Annotated in this window: 13 protein-coding genes and 1 tRNA gene; 7 read left to right on the forward strand and 7 right to left on the reverse strand. The window is 56.8% G+C overall.

Features of this window, described 5'->3' with window-relative positions; all coding sequences use genetic code 11:
• Positions 1–17 precede the first annotated feature (17 nt).
• The 4 genes from ACIQ2T_RS05090 (at position 18) to ACIQ2T_RS05105 (ending at position 8,744) form a co-directional block, all read left to right on the forward strand.
• Entirely contained in the window at positions 18–6,965 is a 6,948-nt protein-coding gene (locus tag ACIQ2T_RS05090) for a YDG domain-containing protein (protein WP_397589869.1), read from the forward strand.
• Between the two features lie 10 nt (positions 6,966–6,975).
• Positions 6,976–7,557 carry an invasion associated locus B family protein gene (locus tag ACIQ2T_RS05095; protein WP_397589870.1) on the forward strand — a complete coding sequence of 194 codons (582 nt, stop codon included), beginning with the start codon at positions 6,976–6,978 and terminating at the stop codon, positions 7,555–7,557.
• A 259-nt stretch (positions 7,558–7,816) separates the two neighbouring features.
• Positions 7,817–7,972, forward strand: a complete 156-nt coding sequence (locus ACIQ2T_RS05100; RefSeq protein ID WP_397589871.1) for a hypothetical protein — start codon at positions 7,817–7,819, stop codon at positions 7,970–7,972.
• 43 nt (positions 7,973–8,015) lie between these two features.
• Positions 8,016–8,744: a TetR/AcrR family transcriptional regulator gene (locus tag ACIQ2T_RS05105; RefSeq protein WP_397589872.1), complete on the forward strand. Its 729-nt coding sequence runs from the start codon at positions 8,016–8,018 to the stop codon at positions 8,742–8,744.
• Positions 8,745–8,959: 215 nt separating this feature from the next.
• On the opposite strand, the gene ACIQ2T_RS05110 is transcribed toward ACIQ2T_RS05105, so the two are convergent.
• Together ACIQ2T_RS05110 and recJ are read right to left on the reverse strand one after the other, a co-directional pair.
• Positions 8,960–9,034 (reverse strand) — tRNA-Glu (locus tag ACIQ2T_RS05110).
• Positions 9,035–9,100: 66 nt separating this feature from the next.
• A complete protein-coding gene (gene recJ, locus ACIQ2T_RS05115) occupies positions 9,101–10,867 on the reverse strand; it encodes a single-stranded-DNA-specific exonuclease RecJ (RefSeq protein ID WP_397589873.1) in 1,767 nt (588 codons plus the stop codon).
• Between the two features lie 41 nt (positions 10,868–10,908).
• On the opposite strand from recJ, the gene ACIQ2T_RS05120 reads away from it, so the two are divergent.
• Complete coding sequence (locus ACIQ2T_RS05120; protein WP_397589874.1) at positions 10,909–11,400, forward strand: flavodoxin family protein; 492 nt, start codon at positions 10,909–10,911, stop codon at positions 11,398–11,400.
• A 3-nt stretch (positions 11,401–11,403) separates the two neighbouring features.
• Here the strand turns inward: ACIQ2T_RS05120 and glpX are convergent, their stop codons facing one another.
• Together glpX and ACIQ2T_RS05130 are read right to left on the reverse strand one after the other, a co-directional pair.
• On the reverse strand, positions 11,404–12,387 hold the full coding sequence (gene glpX, locus ACIQ2T_RS05125; protein WP_397589875.1) for a class II fructose-bisphosphatase: 984 nt from the start codon (positions 12,385–12,387) through the stop codon (positions 11,404–11,406).
• A 226-nt stretch (positions 12,388–12,613) separates the two neighbouring features.
• A complete protein-coding gene (locus ACIQ2T_RS05130; protein WP_397589876.1) occupies positions 12,614–13,933 on the reverse strand; it encodes a homoserine dehydrogenase in 1,320 nt (439 codons plus the stop codon).
• A 162-nt stretch (positions 13,934–14,095) separates the two neighbouring features.
• On the opposite strand from ACIQ2T_RS05130, the gene ACIQ2T_RS05135 reads away from it, so the two are divergent.
• Positions 14,096–14,965 carry a 3-hydroxyacyl-CoA dehydrogenase NAD-binding domain-containing protein gene (locus tag ACIQ2T_RS05135; RefSeq protein WP_397589877.1) on the forward strand — a complete coding sequence of 290 codons (870 nt, stop codon included), beginning with the start codon at positions 14,096–14,098 and terminating at the stop codon, positions 14,963–14,965.
• A gap of 2 nt (positions 14,966–14,967) precedes the next feature.
• Here the strand turns inward: ACIQ2T_RS05135 and metC are convergent, their stop codons facing one another.
• From metC to ACIQ2T_RS05150, 3 genes are all read right to left on the reverse strand, one after another.
• On the reverse strand, positions 14,968–16,152 hold the full coding sequence (gene metC, locus ACIQ2T_RS05140) for a cystathionine beta-lyase (RefSeq protein ID WP_397589878.1): 1,185 nt from the start codon (positions 16,150–16,152) through the stop codon (positions 14,968–14,970).
• Positions 16,149–16,991: a 3-mercaptopyruvate sulfurtransferase gene (gene sseA / locus ACIQ2T_RS05145; RefSeq protein ID WP_397589879.1), complete on the reverse strand. Its 843-nt coding sequence runs from the start codon at positions 16,989–16,991 to the stop codon at positions 16,149–16,151. The genes metC and sseA overlap by 4 nt, the downstream gene beginning before the upstream one ends.
• A 63-nt stretch (positions 16,992–17,054) precedes the next feature.
• On the reverse strand, positions 17,055–18,578 hold the full coding sequence (locus tag ACIQ2T_RS05150) for a cryptochrome/photolyase family protein (RefSeq protein ID WP_397589880.1): 1,524 nt from the start codon (positions 18,576–18,578) through the stop codon (positions 17,055–17,057).
• 161 nt (positions 18,579–18,739) lie between these two features.
• On the opposite strand from ACIQ2T_RS05150, the gene queF reads away from it, so the two are divergent.
• A partial coding sequence (queF, locus tag ACIQ2T_RS05155) for a preQ(1) synthase (protein ID WP_397589881.1) occupies positions 18,740–19,103 on the forward strand: 364 nt, incomplete at its 3' end.

A 19,103-nucleotide genomic window follows, 5' to 3' on the forward strand; every position in this document is an offset into this window, starting at 1 on the left:
GCGCTGCGCAGGCAACTGTGGGCACCACGGTGCTGAGCGACTATGCGATCAGCTATGTGAACAACACTACTAGTGCCATCACGCCGTACATTGTGAGCCTGACGGGTGGCCGTGTTTATGATGCGACGACAAGTGTTGCGGCGTCTACACTGACGATCGGCACGCTGATCAATCAGGAGACGCTTGGCCTTGCAGGTGCAGGTACGCTTGGCGACAAGAATGTCGGCCAGAATAAGGCTGTTGGCCTTGGCACGCTGACGTTGACCAGTGGCACTGGCCTGGCCAGCAACTACACTTTGGTGGACGGTGGCCGAATAGCGACTATCACCGTAGCAACGATCAGTACGGTCTCTGGGATTACAGCCACAGACAAGACCTATAATGCCAATGATACAGCCTCTTTGGTGACCTCTGGTGCTACGTTCAACGGGATGTTCGCCAATGACGTCTTGAACGTTGCGACCTCAGCGGGCGCGTTTGACAATGCGCGTGCCGCGATTGGCAAGACGGTTAGCATCAGCGGGATCACGCTGGGCGGAGCGGATGCGGGTAACTACACGCTGACGACGTCGACGGCGTCGACGACGGCGACGATCAATCCTTTTGCGGTGACAGTGACGGCGTTGTCGCAGACGAAGGCTTATGACAGCAATACGTCTGTTGCGAGCAGTGCGCTGAATGCCGGCTACAGTGTTGGTGCGATGGTTAATTCTGAAAGCCTGTCGGGCGTAACGCTTGCTTACGCGGATGCGAATGTGAGCCGGAACGGCAGTGGCACGGTTCTGAGTGACAAGACGATTGTTGTGAGTGCAGCGCAGGCAACTGCGGGCACGGTGCTGTCTGACTATGCGATCAGCTATGTGAACAACACGGCGAGCACGATCACGCCGTACATTGTGAGCCTGACGGGTGGCCGTGTTTATGATGCGACGACAAGTGTTGCGGCGTCTACACTGACGATCGGCACGCTGATCAATCAGGAGACGCTTGGCCTTGCAGGTGCAGGTACGCTTGGCGACAAGAATGTCGGCCAGAATAAGGCTGTTGGCCTTGGCACGCTGACGCTGACCAGTGGCACTGGCCTGGCCAGCAACTACACTTTGGTGGACGGTGGCCGAATAGCTACCATCACAGTGGCGAACCTTACGGTTACCACCAGCGACGTCGTCAAGACGTATAACGGCTCATTGAGCGTTGCAGGCGCGACAACGGCTCCTGTTGCCATCGTTTCGGGTAGCGCAACTCGGTTGTTCGGCTCTGACACGCTCAGTGGCGGCAGCTATGCCTTCACCGATGCCAATGCCGGCACAGGTAACCGGACGGTGACTGTTGGCAGCGTGACGGTGAATGACGGCTTTGCTGGCGGCAACTACAATGTCAGCTACGTCGATAACACGTCCAGCACCATCAACAGGGCGGCGATTACAGTCAGCACCAGCAATGTCATTAAGACATATGATGCAACGACCTCAGCGCTTGGCACTCCCGTCACGATATCGGGCAGCCTGTTCAATAATGTTAGCAACGGCAACACAACCGACAGCCTGAGCGGTGGCACTTATGCCTTCGTCGGCGCAAATGTCAGCCGCGCTGGCGGCGTCTCTTCCGGATCGGTCCTGAGTGACAAGGTCGTGACGGCGAGCGATGTGACGGTCAACGACGGCAATGGAGGCGGCAACTATGTCGTCACTTATGCTGACAATAACACCAGCACGATCAACCCCTATGCTATCAGTCTAACAGGCGGCCGTGTCTATGACGGAACGACCCAGGTTAATTCCGATATCTTCTCGCTGAGCCAGCGTGTTGGACAGGAAACTCTTGGCCTGACAGGCGTCGGTACAATCCAGAATTCGCATGTAACGCTGATCGGAACGACCCCGCAGTCTCAGGTTCTGGGTTCTGTCGGCACACTCGCTCTGACAGACGGGGCTGGGCTTGCCATTAACTATACGCTGACTGGTGGCACGCATAATGTTACCGTCAACCAGCGTCCGCTGACGCTCGTGGCGGTGATCCCGAACAAGATTTACGACGGCAACACCGCCATTCCGGTGACGAGCCTCGTGCTTGAAAATCAAGTGGCGGGCGAGGCATTGGAGCTGGTCTACAATCCATTCGCTAACTTCAACAACAAGGCGGCGGGCGAGAACAAACCCGTTACCATCGTAAATATCATGACACAGACCTCGCCGACAGCGGTCAGGACCGACTATGTGACGCTGCCCACGACCTATCAGGCTACCGCGTCGATCTTCAAGAAAGACGTAACAGTTGTTGGCGTGGTTGCCACCGACAAGGTCTATGACGGGACGACGAGCAACATCATCAACACGTCGGTGTCGGCGCTTGCCGGTCTTGTCCAGGGCGACCAGGTTAGCATCTCCAACTTGACGGGCACTTTCTCCAGCAAGAATGTGGGGACGGATATTCCAGTTATTGGCAGCGAAGTTAGCTTCGGCGGTCTAGATGCAGGAAACTATAACCTAATTCAGCCGACGGGCCTGAAGGCCAACATTCTGCCACGCACGCTGATCGCCTCCGCGACAGGCGTCAGCCGCGAGTATGATGGCACGACTAATGCGCAGGTGAACATCTCGGACAACCGGATTGCCGGCGATATCATCACTTATGATTACTCCGGTTCGTTCCTTGACGAGAATATCGGCACCAACAAGTTCATCGCGGTGCAGGTCAACAGCCTGACAGGGACGGATGGCGGCAACTACACGCTGGCGGCGAACCCGTCCGCCTTCGCCAATGTTGCGCGACGTGTGATTACGTTCACACCGGTCGTGACGACCAAGATGTATGATGGCACGACGTCTGCGACAGGCACGTTGGCTAACAATGTCATTTCGGGTGACAATGTGACCGTCACCTTTGGCAACATGAGCTTTGCTGATCCTGACGTCGGGGTAGGCAAGCTTGTTACCGCAACGGGTATTTCGGTGACGGGTGATCTATCCAACTATAGCTGGTCGCCGTCCAACACGACGGCCACTGGCACTGGCGCCATTGTGCCATACATCGTCGATCTCACGGGGACGAAGATTTATGATGGCACAAGGTTGTTACAGACGACTGCCGCTGCATCACACCTTGTCATCGGCACGCTGGTCAGCACGCAAACGCTCACCCTGACGGGTAGCGGAACAACCTCTGATCGCAATATAGGTACGGCCAAGACGGTCGATGTGTCCAGTCTGACGCTGGGTAACGGCACCAACGGCGGCCGCGCGACCAACTACACGCTGGTCGGCGGCAACCAGTCCGTAAACGTGATACCGGCTGCGCTAGTTATTACTTCAAGCGATGCCGTGAAGACCTATGACGGAGCGGTGTCCGTGGTCGGCGCCAGCACGGCGCCCGCGCCTATCGTGAAGTCAGGCAGCGGCACTCAGCTATTTGGCGCCGATAGCTTGAGCGGAGGCCTATATGCCTTCACAGATGCGAATGTCAGCCGCAATGCTAATGGTGCTGTGCTGGGCGATAAGTCGGTCACGGTTTCCGGTGTAACACTCAACGACGGCAACAACGGCGCCAACTATACGGTGACCTATGCGGTTAATACTACCAGCACAATCAACCCATACGCCACGACAATTACAGCTCTGCCGCAGACCAAGGTCTACGATGCATCGACTGTTGCCGGAACCGCAAGCTTCTCGTCAGGCCCCATGATCGGATCTGACGCGATTGCTTCGGTTACCTTGACATATGACAATAAGAACGTTGGTCAGGGTACCAAATTGATCCTGCCGAGTTCCGCTGTTGGCGCGACGGGCACGATCCTTGGAAACTATAACTTCAGCTATGTCGCCGACACGGCTAGCTCCATTACCCCTGCGGTACTTTCGGGCGTTTCGGACATAGTCATTCGTGACAAGGTCTATGACGGTACAATGGCTGCTGAGGTAGCATCGGCCTCGTTCAACGGCATCTACGCTGCTGACGATATCAGTGTAGCGCTATCGGTGGGTTCGTTCGATACCAAGGATGTTGGTGTTCGTTCGGTTGTGATTTCGGGCATTTCGCTCGGTGGTTCTGATGCCAGCAACTACATCTTGCTAAGCAGCTCTGGAACAGCAACTGGCCAAATCCTGCAGCGTCCGATCACTATTAGGGCGCTATCACAGACAAAAGTTTACGATGGTACAACTCAGGTTCCCTCCTTGAGCCAAGGCACCGGCTTTGACGTAAGCAATCTGGTGCAGGGAGAAGGCATTGCTGCCGTAACGCTGTCATATGCTGATCCGCATGTCGGACGTGGTGTTGGTGGCGTCGTATTGAACAACAAGACCGTGACAATCAGCGGCGCAGTAGCAGCAACCAATACCGATCTTGCTAACTATGCGGTGACATATGCAGCAAACACCACCAGTACGATCACACCGGCACCGCTAAAGGTTACCGTGCTAGATCTAAGTAAGATGTATGATGGCATAGCTAGCGCTACCGGCACAGCTGCAGTGGCCGACGACACAACACGCCTGTTTGGCTCTGATACGCTTTCTGGGGGCAGGTTCACCTTCGCCAATGTCGATGCAGGTACCAATAAGACTGTGAATGTGTCGAGCGTTACGATCAACGATGGTAACTTTGGCGGCAACTATGCGATCAGCTATGTGAACAACACTACTAGTGTCATCACGCCTTATGTGGTGAGCCTGACGGGTGGCCGCGTATATGATGCGACTACCGACGTTGCGGCCTCTGCGCTGACGATCGGCACACTGGTTGGTGTTGAGACCCTGGGCCTTGCAGGTGCAGGTACGCTTGGCGACAAGAACATCGGCCAGAATAAGGCTGTTGGACTTGGCACGCTGACCCTGATCAGTGGCACTGGCTTGGCTAGCAACTACACGCTGTTGGATGGTAGCCATGCGGCTACGATCACACCAGCTTCGCTGACCCTGACAACGTCGGATGTTGTGAAGACTTATGACGGCGGCTTGAGTGTCGCAGATGCCCGCGTGGCAGCCGCACCGATCGTCAAGGCTGGTAGCAATACGCAGTTATTCGGGTTGGATAGTGTGAGCGGTGGCAGCTACGCCTTCACCAGTGCAAGAGCCGGCAGTGGCAACCGTACAGTAACTGTTGCCGGGGTGACGGTAAATGACGGCAATAATGGCCAGAATTACGCTGTTACTTATGCCAGCAACACTACAAGCACGATCGATCCCAAGGCGCTGACTGTTACGGCGTTGTCGCAGACGAAGGTCTATGACAGCAACACGTCTGTTGCGAGCAGTGCGCTGAACGTTGGCTATGGCGTAAGCGGGCTTGTGGGCAGTGAGAGCCTGTCGGGTGTGACGCTGGCTTACTCGGACGCGAATGTGAGCCGCAACGGCGGCGGCACGGTTCTGAGTGACAAGACGATTGCAGTGAGCGCAGCGCAGGCAACTGCGGGCACGGTGCTGTCTGACTATGCGATCAGCTATGTGAACAACACTACTAGTGCCATCACACCGTTCATTGTGAGCCTGACAGGTGGCCGTGTTTATGATGCGACGACAAGTGTTGCGGCGTCTACGCTGACGATCGGCACGCTGGTGAACGGCGAGCAGCTGACGCTTTCGGGTACTGGCACACTGACCGGTACTAAGGATGTTGGCACTGCCAAGACGTTCGACATCAGTACGCTGGCGCTGGGTAACAACACCGGCCTTGCTTTCAACTACACTTTGGTAGGCGGAACCCGTACGGCCGACATTACGCGAGCAACGATCAGCACGGTGTCGGGCATTACGGCTACGAACAAGACTTATGATAGCAATGACACTGCAACGCTGGTTACCTCTGGCGCGACGTTCAACGGGATGTTCACCAATGACGTTCTGAACGTTGCGACCTCAACGGGCGTGTTTAACAATGCGCGCGCAGCGATTGGCAAGACGGTTAGCATCAGCGGGATTACGCTGGGCGGAGCGGATGCGGGCAACTACACACTGACGACGTCAACGGCGTCGACGTCGGCGACGATCGATCCCAAGGCGCTGACTGTTACGGCGTTGTCGCAGACGAAGGTCTATGACAGCAACACGTCTGTTGCGAGCAGTGCGCTGAACGTTGGCTATGGCGTGAGCGGGCTTGTGGGCAGTGAGAGCCTGTCGGGTGTGACGCTGGCTTACTCGGACGCGAATGTGAGCCGTCAGGGCGGCACTGCAACTGGTACTGTTCTGAGCAACAAGACGATTGAAGTAAGCGCAGCGCAGGCAACTGTGGGCACCACGGTGCTGAGCGACTATGCGATCAGCTATGTGAACAACACCTCTAGTGCCATCACGCCAAAGCTCGTCTCGTTGTCTGCCGCAAAGGTCTATGACGGTAATACGGGCCTGTCCGGATCGGTTACAGTCACAACAGGCATCGTTGGCGAGGTACTGGGCTATTCCAGCGCTCAGGCCAACTCGGCGGAAGTCGGTGCTGTCGGCAACTATATTAGGCAGATCGTTTTGGTCAGTAGCCTCACGTCTTCGGCGTCGAACTATATACTGCCAATACTTGACGCTTCGACCGCTCCGGTTCTGATCTCAATGCCGCTGCTACCGTCTGTGACCATGTCGATGACTTACGACCGTTTGGCAGTGGCGAATGCGCCAACCTCTATGCTGGTGCTAGCGGGTCCCGTTATGGTTGCTTCGCTTAATACGTCGGGGCAAGGCTTTATATCGGTTGATCCCATTAATACGCCGTCCCTTGATGCCGGTAAAACGTTCGAAGTGGCTGTTCCGGTGGAGGCTTTCCGCAATGCGCGTAGCGATGCCCAGATTACATTGAGTGTCAACTTACCGGACGGAAGCGCTCTGCCCACTTGGGTGGCGTATGATGAGGCTGCTGCGGTTCTCCGAGGCACTTCGCCTGGCGGCATTGCCCAGCTTGACGTTGAGGTGACGGCGGTCGACGAGATGGGCAACAAAATTTCAACAATAATAAATTTGAAATTCTCCGAAATAAATTAAAGGATTAAACATGGTTAAAATTCTGCACACTTTGTCGATTGCTGTTGTAGCCGTTAGTATATTGGGTTTGGGGCCTGTCGAGGCGGCGCGCCCTAAGGCTGCGGCCACCCCTGCCGCGGTGCCTGCACCGGCTAGTCAGGCTACACCGGTCCCCGCGCCGGTTCAGTGGGAACTCAAGAGCACGTTTGGAAAGTGGGAATTGCTCTGCAATAAGGCGAGTGCATCCGACTGCCGCGCGGTCCAGACCCAGAATTATTCCGACGACACAACCAAGGGGCGCCTGTTGCAAGCCCTGCTTGCGAGCGATCAAGGGCGCACATTCGCCGTTCTGACCTTACCATTTGGCGTTGATCTTCGCGCCGGTACTGTGATCAAGGTCGATGAAGCCGAGGAAGTTAAGGCTAATTATACCACCTGTTTGCCGGATGGATGCCAGGCGGTTGTTGAACTTGATGCGAACCTTCAGGGCCAGCTGACGGCCGGCAAAATGATGAAGGTTGGTTTCCGCCCCTGGGGAGGCGATGAAAAGACCCTCGTGGTTGAAGTTTCCCTGGAGGGAGCGAAAGACGCGCTGGCTGCAGTCAAAAAATAACAGCAGCAGTGAGCGGCGAAATCATTCCCGCCGCCCTTGATGCAAGCATTAGCCGTACGCGCATATTTGCGCGCTGAAACGTCGGCGCCCTAGTGGGACGTCGGCTGCGCGGGAGTAGCGTCTTTCGCGGCGGCGTTTCAGAGGATGCAACCACCTCTAATGTACCTCACAGCGCGGTTTCCGGATAACTATCGCGAAGACGCGGGTACTCAACTGCAGTACCAAATGTTCTGACGACGGACAGCCGCTGGCGCTGGCCGTGTTGGCACTTCTGCCGCTCTGGCCGGACGTGGCGGCGCGCAACGCGCGGACGCTTGCTCTGGCATTCTTGCTGGGTGCGATGAACATGTCTCTATGGGTCCGGCTGGATCCGCCTGCGCCAAGCCGCGCAGTTTATTCTGACGGTAAGAAATAAGGGCCCGTCATGGGGTTTTGTAAGGCTTTAAAGGTGCTGCGTATTGCCTCTGTTACGTGAGGAAAAACAAGTCAGCACATTTCTGTCGTCAGATGGCCTAAACAGAAAATCTTTGACTAAGAAGGGGTCCCGCGACTATCCGACGACAATCATGTCTAAGGCGCAACCATTTTATCAGACGGACCTTAGCAAGCCGTTGGCCGATGGAAGACGTGAGCGCAGCCGGACTAATCACGCAAAGATTATTGCAGCCGGAATGGAATTGATCGGCAAGGGAGAATATTCGCCAAATGCCGCGCGGGTGGCCGAAGTGGCCGGTGTCGGGATCCGGTCGGTCTTCCGGCATTTCGAAGATATGGACGCGCTCTATCGGCAATTGGGAGCGGAAGTTGAGCTGAAGGTCTGGCCCATCATGCTCCAGCAACTCGAGGGCGTGACTTGGAAGGAGAGGATCGCCTCCCTCGCGAAGCGTCGCATGACGATCCAAGAAATCACCTTTCATTATCGAATAGCCGCAGACTTACGACGTTTTGACTCGCCTTATATGACGGATGATCATCGGCGGGTACTGCGGATCGAGTTTGAAATGATAAATGCATGTATTTCTGAAACGGCACGTGCTGACACCATTGGCACGGCCGGTATTTATGCTCTTTTGAGTTTCGCCAATTGGCAGTCGCTTCGTCAGGACCAGGGATTGTCGGTAGAGGACGCCCGCGACGTGGTCTTGGGATTGCTGGACAGAGCCCTGTCGGGGTTTTCGGATAGCTAATGCCCCGTTGCGCCTGAGCGCAACAGCATCCCCATAGGCAGCGAAAGCTGCCAATACCGCTTCAAGCCAAGCCAAGTCTCCGCCGCGCGGTATAGCCAGCGCATGCCCCCATCAAATGCCGTGCCGGATGATGTACGGGACTTCACAATCGGTGTGATAGATAGCCACGATACAGAGACCGCGCGGATCTCGCCACACTATTTAGTTTCAATAATTGGTGACCCCTACGGGAATCGAACCCGTGTTTCAGCCGTGAAAGGGCCGCGTCCTAACCGCTAGACGAAGGGGCCAATTGCTTGGCGAGCCGCGCCTTTACGGATTCGTTACGCACTCGTCAAGGCCAAGTTGGCGCAATTTCAGTCGGCAAAGGCGATGTCGTCGACGTGCAGCTCGGCCTTTGGCGTCGCGCCCCAGTCATCCGTCTTGGCGCGGCCCGCAAACCAGAAGCGCCGGCCGCGATCGGCGTGGAGCATTGTCTGGCCGAGAACCGTCTCGCCCTGCCGGAATGCCATGGCCTTGAATGACTGCCCGTCGTCGCCCGCGACGATGGCGCGGACGTGGTCTTTGCCGACAATATCGCACTTGATGATCCGCAATGGCCCCGTGACCACGCGCGGCCCAGGCCAGCCCATGCCATAAGGTCCAGCAGTTTCCATTGCGTCGACAAATAACGGGTTGAGCCCGCGCGGGGCGACGATGGCGTCAATCAGCAGCGCCTTGGCGCCCGATGCATTCGCGACGTCCGCCGCCAGCCGCGCATCGAGCCAGTCCGCCAAGGCATCAATCTTGTCACCGTCAACGGTCAGGCCCGCCGCCATTGCGTGCCCCCCGCCCGCCACGAGCAACCCAGCCTCGCGCGCCGAGATGATGGCCGCGCCCAAGTCGACACCGGCGATCGAGCGGCCCGACCCCTTGCCGACCCCATATTCGTCCACGGCAATGACGATGGACGGCTTGCCCGTCTTTTCCTTAATGCGGCCGGCGACGATGCCAATCACGCCGGGGTGCCAGCCTTTGCCCGACAGTAACGCCACGGCGCGATTATGTTGTCCGGCAAGCATGGCCTCGGCCTGCTCTTGCACAACAGTTTCAATCGCGCGGCGTTCCTCGTTCAGGCGGTCGAGTTCCATGGCGATGTCCTGCGCCTCGAGCGGGTCTTCGGTAATAAGCAACCGCACACCAAGGTCGGATTTGCCGACGCGGCCGCCGGCATTGATGCGCGGGCCCAAGGCAAAACCAAGGTCTGAGCATATTGGCGCGCGGGTGAGGCGGCTGGTTTGAACCAGCGCCGACAGCCCGACGTTGCGGCGCGCGGCCATGACCTTTAGCCCCTGCGCAACAAATGCGCGGTTCAGTCCCCTAAGTTGCGCCACGTCGGCCACAGTGCCCAACGCGACAAGGTCAAGCAGGTCCATGATTTTCGGTTCCGACCGCGCGGCAAAATAGCCACGCGCACGCAGGGTGCGGATTACAGCAGCACCCAAGAGGAAGGCCACGCCAACCGCCGCCAGATGCCCGTGGGAGGCCGCCTCGTCGCTTTCGTCCAGCCGGTTGGGGTTCACCAAGGCAAAGGCTTGCGGAAGCTCTGACGCGCATTTGTGATGGTCAACAACGATGACTTCAAGCCCAGCACCCTTGGCCTGCGACAGGGCGTCATAGGCCATCGCCCCGCAATCCACCGTAACGATCAGGCGACTGCCCGCATCGCCAATGCGAACCAAGGCCTCGCCCGAGGGGCCATAGCCCTCCATCAAGCGGTCTGGGATATAATAGCCCGCATCCAGCCCTAACATGCGCAGCAAGCGAATGAGAAGCGCCGCACTGGTCGCCCCGTCGACGTCATAGTCGCCGTAGACGGTGACTTGTTCGCCCGCCTCAACGGCCTGCGCCAGTCGAAGTGCGGCGTGCTCCATGTCCTGAAATATCGACGGATCGGGCATGAAGTTGCGAATGGTCGGGTTGCGGTGCCGTTCGATATCATCGCGCTCAACGCCGCGCGCCATCAGCAACTGGGTGACGAGATCATCCGGCTGAAAGTCGGGGTCGCGGCCATCAGTGCCGCTGCCACGCCAGTGCCAGGCTTGTTCAAGGATCGAGCGATTAATGTCGAGGACTGGCTTCATCCCTCTTCCCTATGGCGCGCTGCCAGTGCTAGCAAGTGGCGATGAAGCAATTGGTAATAATCTGGCACAGCGTGACCGGCGGGTCTCAAAGCTTGGCAAAGGCCTGTTACGATGGCGCACGGCGGGCGCAGGGGGTGGATGTGCAGATCCTTAACGCCGCGGATGCCGGCGCCGAACATATGTTGGCGGCGGACGGCTATATTTTCGTGTTTCCAGAAAATCTGGCGGCGATCAGTGGGGACATGAAAAGCTTTTTCGACCGCTGCTATTATCCGTGCCTTGGCGCATTGAACGGTCGGCCTTATGCGATCATTGTGTGCGCTGGGTCGGACGGACGCAATGCTGTTGCGCAGGCCGAGCGGATCGCGACGGGCTGGCGGCTGCGACAAATACTGCCGAGTGTCATTGTGTGCACGCACGCGCAGACGCAAGAGGCGATATTGGCCCCGAAGACTATCGATAGTGCAGACCTAATGGCGCCAGCTGAAATGGGCGAGCAAATCGCCGTGGGTCTGCAAATGGGTATCTACTGAAGATCAGCCGCGTTTGTCAGCCTTGCGATGCTCGCTCTTGACCCAACGGACGGTGCCAGATGAGGCCCGCATGACGACGCTTTCGGTCGTGATACGGCCATCGCGCAGGGTCTTGACGCCCTCAAGCAAGGAACCATGGGTAACGCCGGTCGCGGCAAAGATACAGTCGCCCTTGGCCAATTCTTCAAGGTCGTAGATTTTGTCGAGGTCCTCGATACCCCATTTGCGTGCGCGCATCCGCTCATCGTCATTGCGGAACAGCAAGCGGCCCTTGAACTGGCCACCGACACAGCGCAAAGCCGCCGCGGCCAAAACGCCCTCCGGCGCGCCGCCGCTGCCCATGTAGATGTCGACAGTGGTGTCTGGGTTGGTGGTCGCGATGACGCCCGCAACGTCACCATCGGGGATCAGCATGACGCCGCAGCCAATGGCGCGCAGTTCGGATATGATCTTTTCATGGCGTGGGCGGTCGAGGACGCAGACAATCAATTCATGCGGCGGCACGCCTTTTTCGGCGGCGACCGCGGTAACATTTTCCGCAATGGTTTTGTCGAGATTGACAATGTTTGGCGAATAGCCAGGCCCGACGGCGATCTTGTCCATGTAGACATCGGGGGCGTTGAGCAAATTGCCTTCTTCGGCCACGGCGAGCACGGCCAGCGCATTCGGGCCAGCCTTTGCGGTTATGGTGGTGCCTTCCAACGGATCAAGCGCGATGTCGATTTTTGGGCCAGTGCCAATGGCAGAGCCAACCTTTTCACCGATAAACAACATCGGCGCTTCGTCCCGCTCGCCTTCGCCAATGACGACGGTGCCGTCCATATACAGTTCGTTCAAGGCGGCGCGCATGGCTTCGACTGCAGCGGCATCTGCCGCCTTTTCGTCACCACGTCCGATCAGCTTCGCCGCCGCGATCGCCGCAGCTTCGGTTACCCGCACCATTTCCAGAACAAGGACACGGTCGAGGATTTGGCTTGCTGCAGTCATTTGAATTTCCTAGCTATCTGAGAACGAAGGTGCGCGAACGAAGCACCTCGTATGGATCGGTATATAGACGGTTAGTTTCCGATAGTGAAGGTGGGGCCCATTGTCGAGATTGCTTGTGGCGATTTTCACCTCTGCCGTCGAACCCACGAATGCGGCGGCACAAATCGAGCATACACGGGCACCATGTTTTCAAGATCTGCAAAATGGGCGCTGGCATGCGTTTTGGTTATGCGCTCAAAATGTGCATTACCATCGGTTCGCCGAGCAAGCTGTCTGAGGTTGCCAAGGCGTTGATGGTGTCGTTAATCGCTTGCTCCGGTCCGGCGTGCGTCACCATAGCAATCAACGCCGATCCGTCGTCGCTCGCCTCGGTCTGGATCAGGCTTTCGATCGACAATCCGGCATCGCGCATGGCTGCCGTGATTTCAGCGAGTACGCCAACACGATCAGCCACCAGCATCCGCAGATAGGCCTTGCTGATCCGATGCGCGGAAGCCGCGCGCGGAAGCCTTTCAAGTTCGGAGGCCGGCATAGAAAATGCAGGGCCAGTTTCCTTGCGCGCAATATCGACCAAATCGGCGACGACAGCGGACGCCGTTGGCTTGTCACCTGCGCCTGCGCCTTGGAACAGCAAGCGGCCTGAGAAATTACCCTCGGCAACAACGGCGTTGGTTGCACCGGTTACATGCGCCAGCGGATGGCTCAGCGGCACGAGGCAAGGCTCAACCCGTTGGAAAATAGTGGCTGACCCGTTGTCACCGTCAATTTCGGCAAGACCGATGAGACGGATGCGATAGCCAAGCATTTTGGCCTGTGCGATGTCGGCCGCCAGAATTTTGCGCACGCCGCGCGCCTCAACACCCCCGAAATCAATGATTGAGCCAAAGCTTAAAGACGCAAGGATCGAAAGCTTATGCGCGGCGTCAATGCCGTCAATGTCGAACGACGGATCGGCTTCGGCAAAGCCCTTGGCCTGCGCATCTGCAAGCACATGCGCAAAATCCAACCCGTCGCTCTCCATCGTGGACAGGATGAAATTACAGGTGCCGTTAAGGATACCATAGACCCGATCAATGCGGTTGGCTGCGGCACCATCGCGCAGGCCCTGAATAACCGGAATGCCGCCAGCAACAGCGGCCTCGAACTTAAGCGCGGCCTGCTTGCTCTCGGCCAGGGATGCAAGCTCGGCACCATGATGCGCAACCATTGCCTTGTTGGCGGTGACCAATGCGCGTCCGTTCGACAATGTTTCGCGTGCCAGGGTCAGGGCCGGACCATCCGATCCACCGACAAGCTCCACGACAACATCAATGTCAGCTGCGGTCGCAAGTTCACCCATATCGTCGACCCAGCGGTAGGGCGATAGATCCACGCCGCGATCCTTAGTGCGATCACGCGCGGTGACGGCAACGATTTCGATCTCGCGGCCAGCGCGCCGCGCAATCAATGCGCTGTTTTCTTGAATCAAACGAATAACGCCGCTGCCAACGGTGCCAAGGCCAGCGAGGCCCACTCTTAATGGGGCATGACGAATAGGGATGGCCATGGTTTAACGACTTTCTGCCTAAGGGATGCGCATTGCTGCGGCGCTTAGTGGGAATTGCACCAAAATGCCAATCCAATCCACGTCGTTTGCGTGCGTGCGCAACTAGCGCTTTTGTAATGCCTTCGCTAAGGCCGTGGCAACGTTGAAAATTTGGAGCTAAAAATGCGTGCAATAGGTGTCATCGGGGCCGGCCAAATGGGTGCAGGCATTGCGCAAGTCAGCGCTGGCGCAGGCTATCATGTGTATCTATCCGATCTTGATCTGGCCAAGGCCGAAGAAGGCAAGGCCAGCATTGCCAAAGCCCTGGCCCGCTTGGTCGCCAAAGAGAAAATGGGTCAGGTCGAGGCCGACACCCTGCTTTCGCGTATTGAACCGGTTGCTAGTTATGAACCCATGGCTGATGCCGGACTGATTATCGAAGCTGCAACCGAGCGCGAAGACATTAAGCGCAAGATATTTGAAGCTGTCGGCAAGGTTCTTGGCCATCAGGCTGTGCTTGCATCGAACACGTCGTCCATTCCGATTACCCGTCTGGCGCAATCGTCGCCCGATCCAAAACGCTTCATTGGCGTCCATTTCTTTAACCCGGTGCCTGTTATGGGCCTGATTGAGGTCATTCGGGGGCTGGGCACCACTGACGCCACGGTTGACGTCGTACGCCAATATGGAGAGGCGCTTGGCAAGCAATTGGTCTTTGCCAATGACGCGCCGGGGTTCATCGTCAACCGCGTGTTGATGCCTATGATCAATGAGGCAATCTTTGCACTTGGCGAAGGCGTTGCCAACATCCGCGATATCGACACCGCGTGCCAATTGGGGCTCAATCACCCGATGGGGCCGCTGACCCTAGCGGACTTTATCGGGCTCGATACCTGTCTTGAAATCACCAATGTGCTGTTTCAATCGACGGGCGATCCAAAGTTCCGCCCTGCGCCGTTACTTCAGAAATATGTTGAAGCCGGTTGGTATGGCCGCAAGGTAAAGCGCGGTTTTTACGATTATTCAGGTGAGGTGCCTGAGCCCACGCGCTGAGGTTAGGCGCCTGATCGTGCCGCAGTAAAGGCTTGGTCAAGATCCGCGATCAAGTCGTCGGCATCTTCCAGACCGATTTGCAGGCGGATGAGGGTGCCTTTCTTCTCCCAAGGCACTGCTGATCGGTATTTTTCCGGGTGGACCGGCAAAGCAAGGCTTTCAAAGCCGCCCCAGCTATAGCCAATACCAAAAAACTCGAGCGCATCGACGAAGGCAGCGGCGGTTGCGGCATCGCCTTTATGAATGAACGAAAACAGACCCGCCGAGCCAGAGAAGTCGCGCTTCCAAATGTCGTGCCCTGGGCATTCCGGCAGCGCTGGGTGGAATACCCCCGCAACGTCTGGCTGCGTTTGTAACCATTTGGCGATCTGCAGTGCCGATGCCTCATGCGCTTTCATTCGGACGGACAAGGTGCGCAAGCCGCGGCTGGCAAGATAGGCATCGTCGGGCGACACTGTCTGGCCCAGCTGCTGCGCGGTTTGGCGCAATCTTGTCCAATATTTATCATGTGTGGTTACACTGCCCATCATGACGTCGCTATGGCCCACAATATATTTGGTGCAGGACAAAATCGCCATATCAATGCCCTTGTCGAGCGCGGTATGGAAATAAGGGGTCGCCCATGTGTTATCGAGAAGCGTAACTATATTGCGCTTTTTGGCCGCTGCGCAAATGGCGGGAATGTCCTGCATCTCGAAGGTCAGGCTTCCTGGCGATTCCAACAATATCGCTTTGGTACGATCACAGAAAAGCGCATCATAATCGGTGAAGAGCGGATCAAAATAGCGTGTCTCGACGCCAAATCGCTTCAGAAAGCCATCCGCCAAGGATCGGCTTGGGTCATACGCATTGTCGGTCATCAGCAAGACGTCGCCAGATTTGAGAACCGACAATAAGGCGCAAGCGATGGCCGCAACGCCCGATGGGTAAAGCATTGTTCCATGCGCACCGGGTTCCATCTCGGTGAGCGCTTCGGCCAGCGACCATTGTGTTGGCGAGCCGCGGCGACCGTAGAAGAAACGACCGTCTTGGTTGCCAGATTTACCTGCCTCCAACGCCGCCACATTTTCATATAAATGCGTGCTTGCGCGCCAGACGGGCACGTTGACGACGGGTCCAGTTAACGCACTCCTTCGTCCTGCTGTGACTGTTTTGGTGGCGGGTTTTTGAGACTTCTTAGAACTCAAGCCGCACCCTGTGCCTTAGGGGTGTCTTTATCCAATCCCCATTCTGACCAGCTACCGTCATATAACGACACGTCGGTCTTGCCTGTCATCCGCGCGCCAAACAGCACGACCGCTGCAGTCATCCCTGATCCACATGTTGTGATCATCGGTTTGCTGAGGTCAACGCCCGCATCCGCATATGCCTGGCTCAGCTCATCGCCCCGCTTCCATGTACCGTCCGCGTTGAACAATTGGCCAAAGGGCAGGTTGCGGCTGCCTGGAATATGGCCCGACGCCATTTCGGGCCGCGGTTCTGCCTCTTCGCCGGTAAAGCGACCTGCGCCCCGCGCGTCGACGACACTGGCCGCCTTGCTGTGCAAATTGGCCAGCATATCGGCCTTGCTGCGCACGGCCTTGTCGTCTTTCCAAACGGTGAAGTGGCGGTGGCGCAAGGTTGGCTTTCCGGTTTCGAGAGGGCGGCCTTCGGCTTTCCATTTGGCGATGCCGCCATCAAGGATTGCGACGTCATGTGCGCCAAACAAAGTCAGCATCCACCATGCGCGTGTGGCCGATTTAAACGGGCTGTCATCATAAACCACAATGCGGCTGCCATCACCTAGGCCAAGCGATTGCATACGACTGGCGAATTTTTCAGGCGGCGGCAAGGTGTTAGGCAGGCTGCTATTGGCGTCAGCAAGTTCTTCGATATCCATGAATACAGCCGATGGAATATGCCCGCCTTCATATTCAGCCTGCGCATTTCGGCCGGCATCTGGCATGAACCAGGTTGCATCTACCACACGTAGGTCGGACGCTCCGATTTCTGCCGCCAACCATTCGGTGCTTACTAACAATTCCATGTTTTTCGTCCTTGACCGTATTTTGTGATTCTACTGCGCTGCAAGATAGGCAGCTTTTCCAAACTATCCAAGCTTTTCGAGAAATTGCTGCGCATGGGCACGCAATGCAACCTTGTCCGCGTCAGCCATCCGCTCCCAATTTTTGTAGGGCATAGCCATGCGCGGATTTTTGCACAGTTTTCCCTCGTTGCGCGCAATGAACTCCCAATACAGCGAGTTAAACGGACATGCCTCTGGTCCAGTGCGCTGCTTGACGTCATAGCTACAATGCGTGCAATAATCCGACATGCGGTTGATATAGGCGCCGCTCGCCGCATAGGGTTTCGACGCCAGCATGCCGCCATCGGCGAACTGGCTCATGCCCAAGCTGTTGGGTAACTCAACCCATTCATAGGCATCGGCATATACCGCGAGATACCATTTATGGACTTCCTTTGGGTTCAGTCCGGCCAGCAGCGCAAAATTGCCCGTGATCATGAGGCGCTGGATATGGTGCGCGTAGGAATGCTCGATCGTTTGGCCAATGGCCTGCGACAGGCAATGCATGTCGGTTTTGCCGGTCCAGTAAAATTCAGGCAGTGGCCGCATCGCGGCAAGCGCGTTGCTTTCCAAATATTCTGGACCAGCGTGCCAATAGATCCCGCGCACATATTCGCGCCAACCAATGACTTGCCGTATGAACCCCTCGGCTGCGTTAATCGGGACTTTGCCTGCGTGATATTGCACTTCAACCGCGCGGCACAGTTCAAGCGGGTCAAGCAAACCAGAGTTGATATAAGGCGAGAGGATCGAGTGCCACAAAAACGGTTCTCCGGTGAGCATTGCGTCCTGATAGTCCCCAAAACTGGGTAAAGCGTGGTCCAAAAAATGCTTTTGCTGCCGCAATGCATCCTCGTGCGTTACGGCAAATCCGAATTTTGCTGTCTCACCCATGTTGCCTGCAAAGCGGCTCTCGACCATCCGAATGACGTCTTGTGTGACGGCGTTTGGCGCAAAGTGTAGCGGCTTTGGCATCGCCAGATCGCGCTTCGCCGGTTTCCGGTTCTCGGCGTCAAAATTCCACTGCCCACCTTCAGGCGTGTCTCCATTCATCATAAGGCCGGATTTACGCCGCATATCGCGATAGAAAAACTCCATGCGCAATTGTTTGCGGTCCTTGGTCCAGCTTTCAAATTCAGCATGGGTGCACAAGAAGCGGTCATCAGGCCGGATTTCCACCGGGATATCAAAGCGATCGGGCCAGCTATCCAACATCGCTTTCACCCGCCATTCGCCTGCCTCGGTCACGCATAATGCGGACACCTTGTGTCGCTCAATGGCACGGGCAATTTCGCCCGTGAAACTGCCGCTGTTTTCCGCGTCGGTCAGCTTTACATAATCAACTGTCCATCCTGCGCTGCGAAGATCCTCCGCATGATGGCGCATAGCGGACAGGATATACACCATCTTGGATTTATGGTGCGGCACATATTCGGTCTCTTCATCAACCTCAGCCATGAGGATAACGCATACTTTTTTATCCTGCCCCGCCAAGGATGATAGGCCATGACTGAGTTGATCGCCAAATATAGGAATGAGTGATGCCATATCGCTATGTTAGCCAGACAAGCGGTCAAGGGCGATACGGGATTTCAGGAAAGCAGACTTGACCGCTTCAATCGAAAATCGGGCCGATCTTGGGGGGCGTCTCCGACTGCATCCTGTATCACCCGTTTGCTTCCCGCGGCGAAACGGCTAAAAGCGCCATTATGAATGATATGCTAAAGCCAAAATACCTCGGTGCGCAAAGCGCGCTTCCGCAAACGCCTGAAGAGGCGCAGTTGGATTATGTCCCCAACCCGCGCCCAGACACGCTGTATCTCGCTCGCTTTGCCGTGCCTGAATTCACATCCTTGTGTCCGGTAACGGCCCAGCCTGATTTCGCGCATTTGGTTATCGACTATGCGCCAGATGCGACGATCGTCGAATCGAAATCGCTCAAGCTTTTCTTGGGCTCGTTCCGCAACCATGCCGCTTTTCACGAAGATTGCACCGTTGGCATTGGCCAGCGCCTGTTTTCGGAGATGAAGCCGCATTGGCTGCGCATTGGTGGCTATTGGTATCCGCGCGGCG

This window comes from Sphingorhabdus sp. (assembly GCF_044357595.1).
Lineage (GTDB): Bacteria > Pseudomonadota > Alphaproteobacteria > Sphingomonadales > Sphingomonadaceae > Sphingorhabdus_B.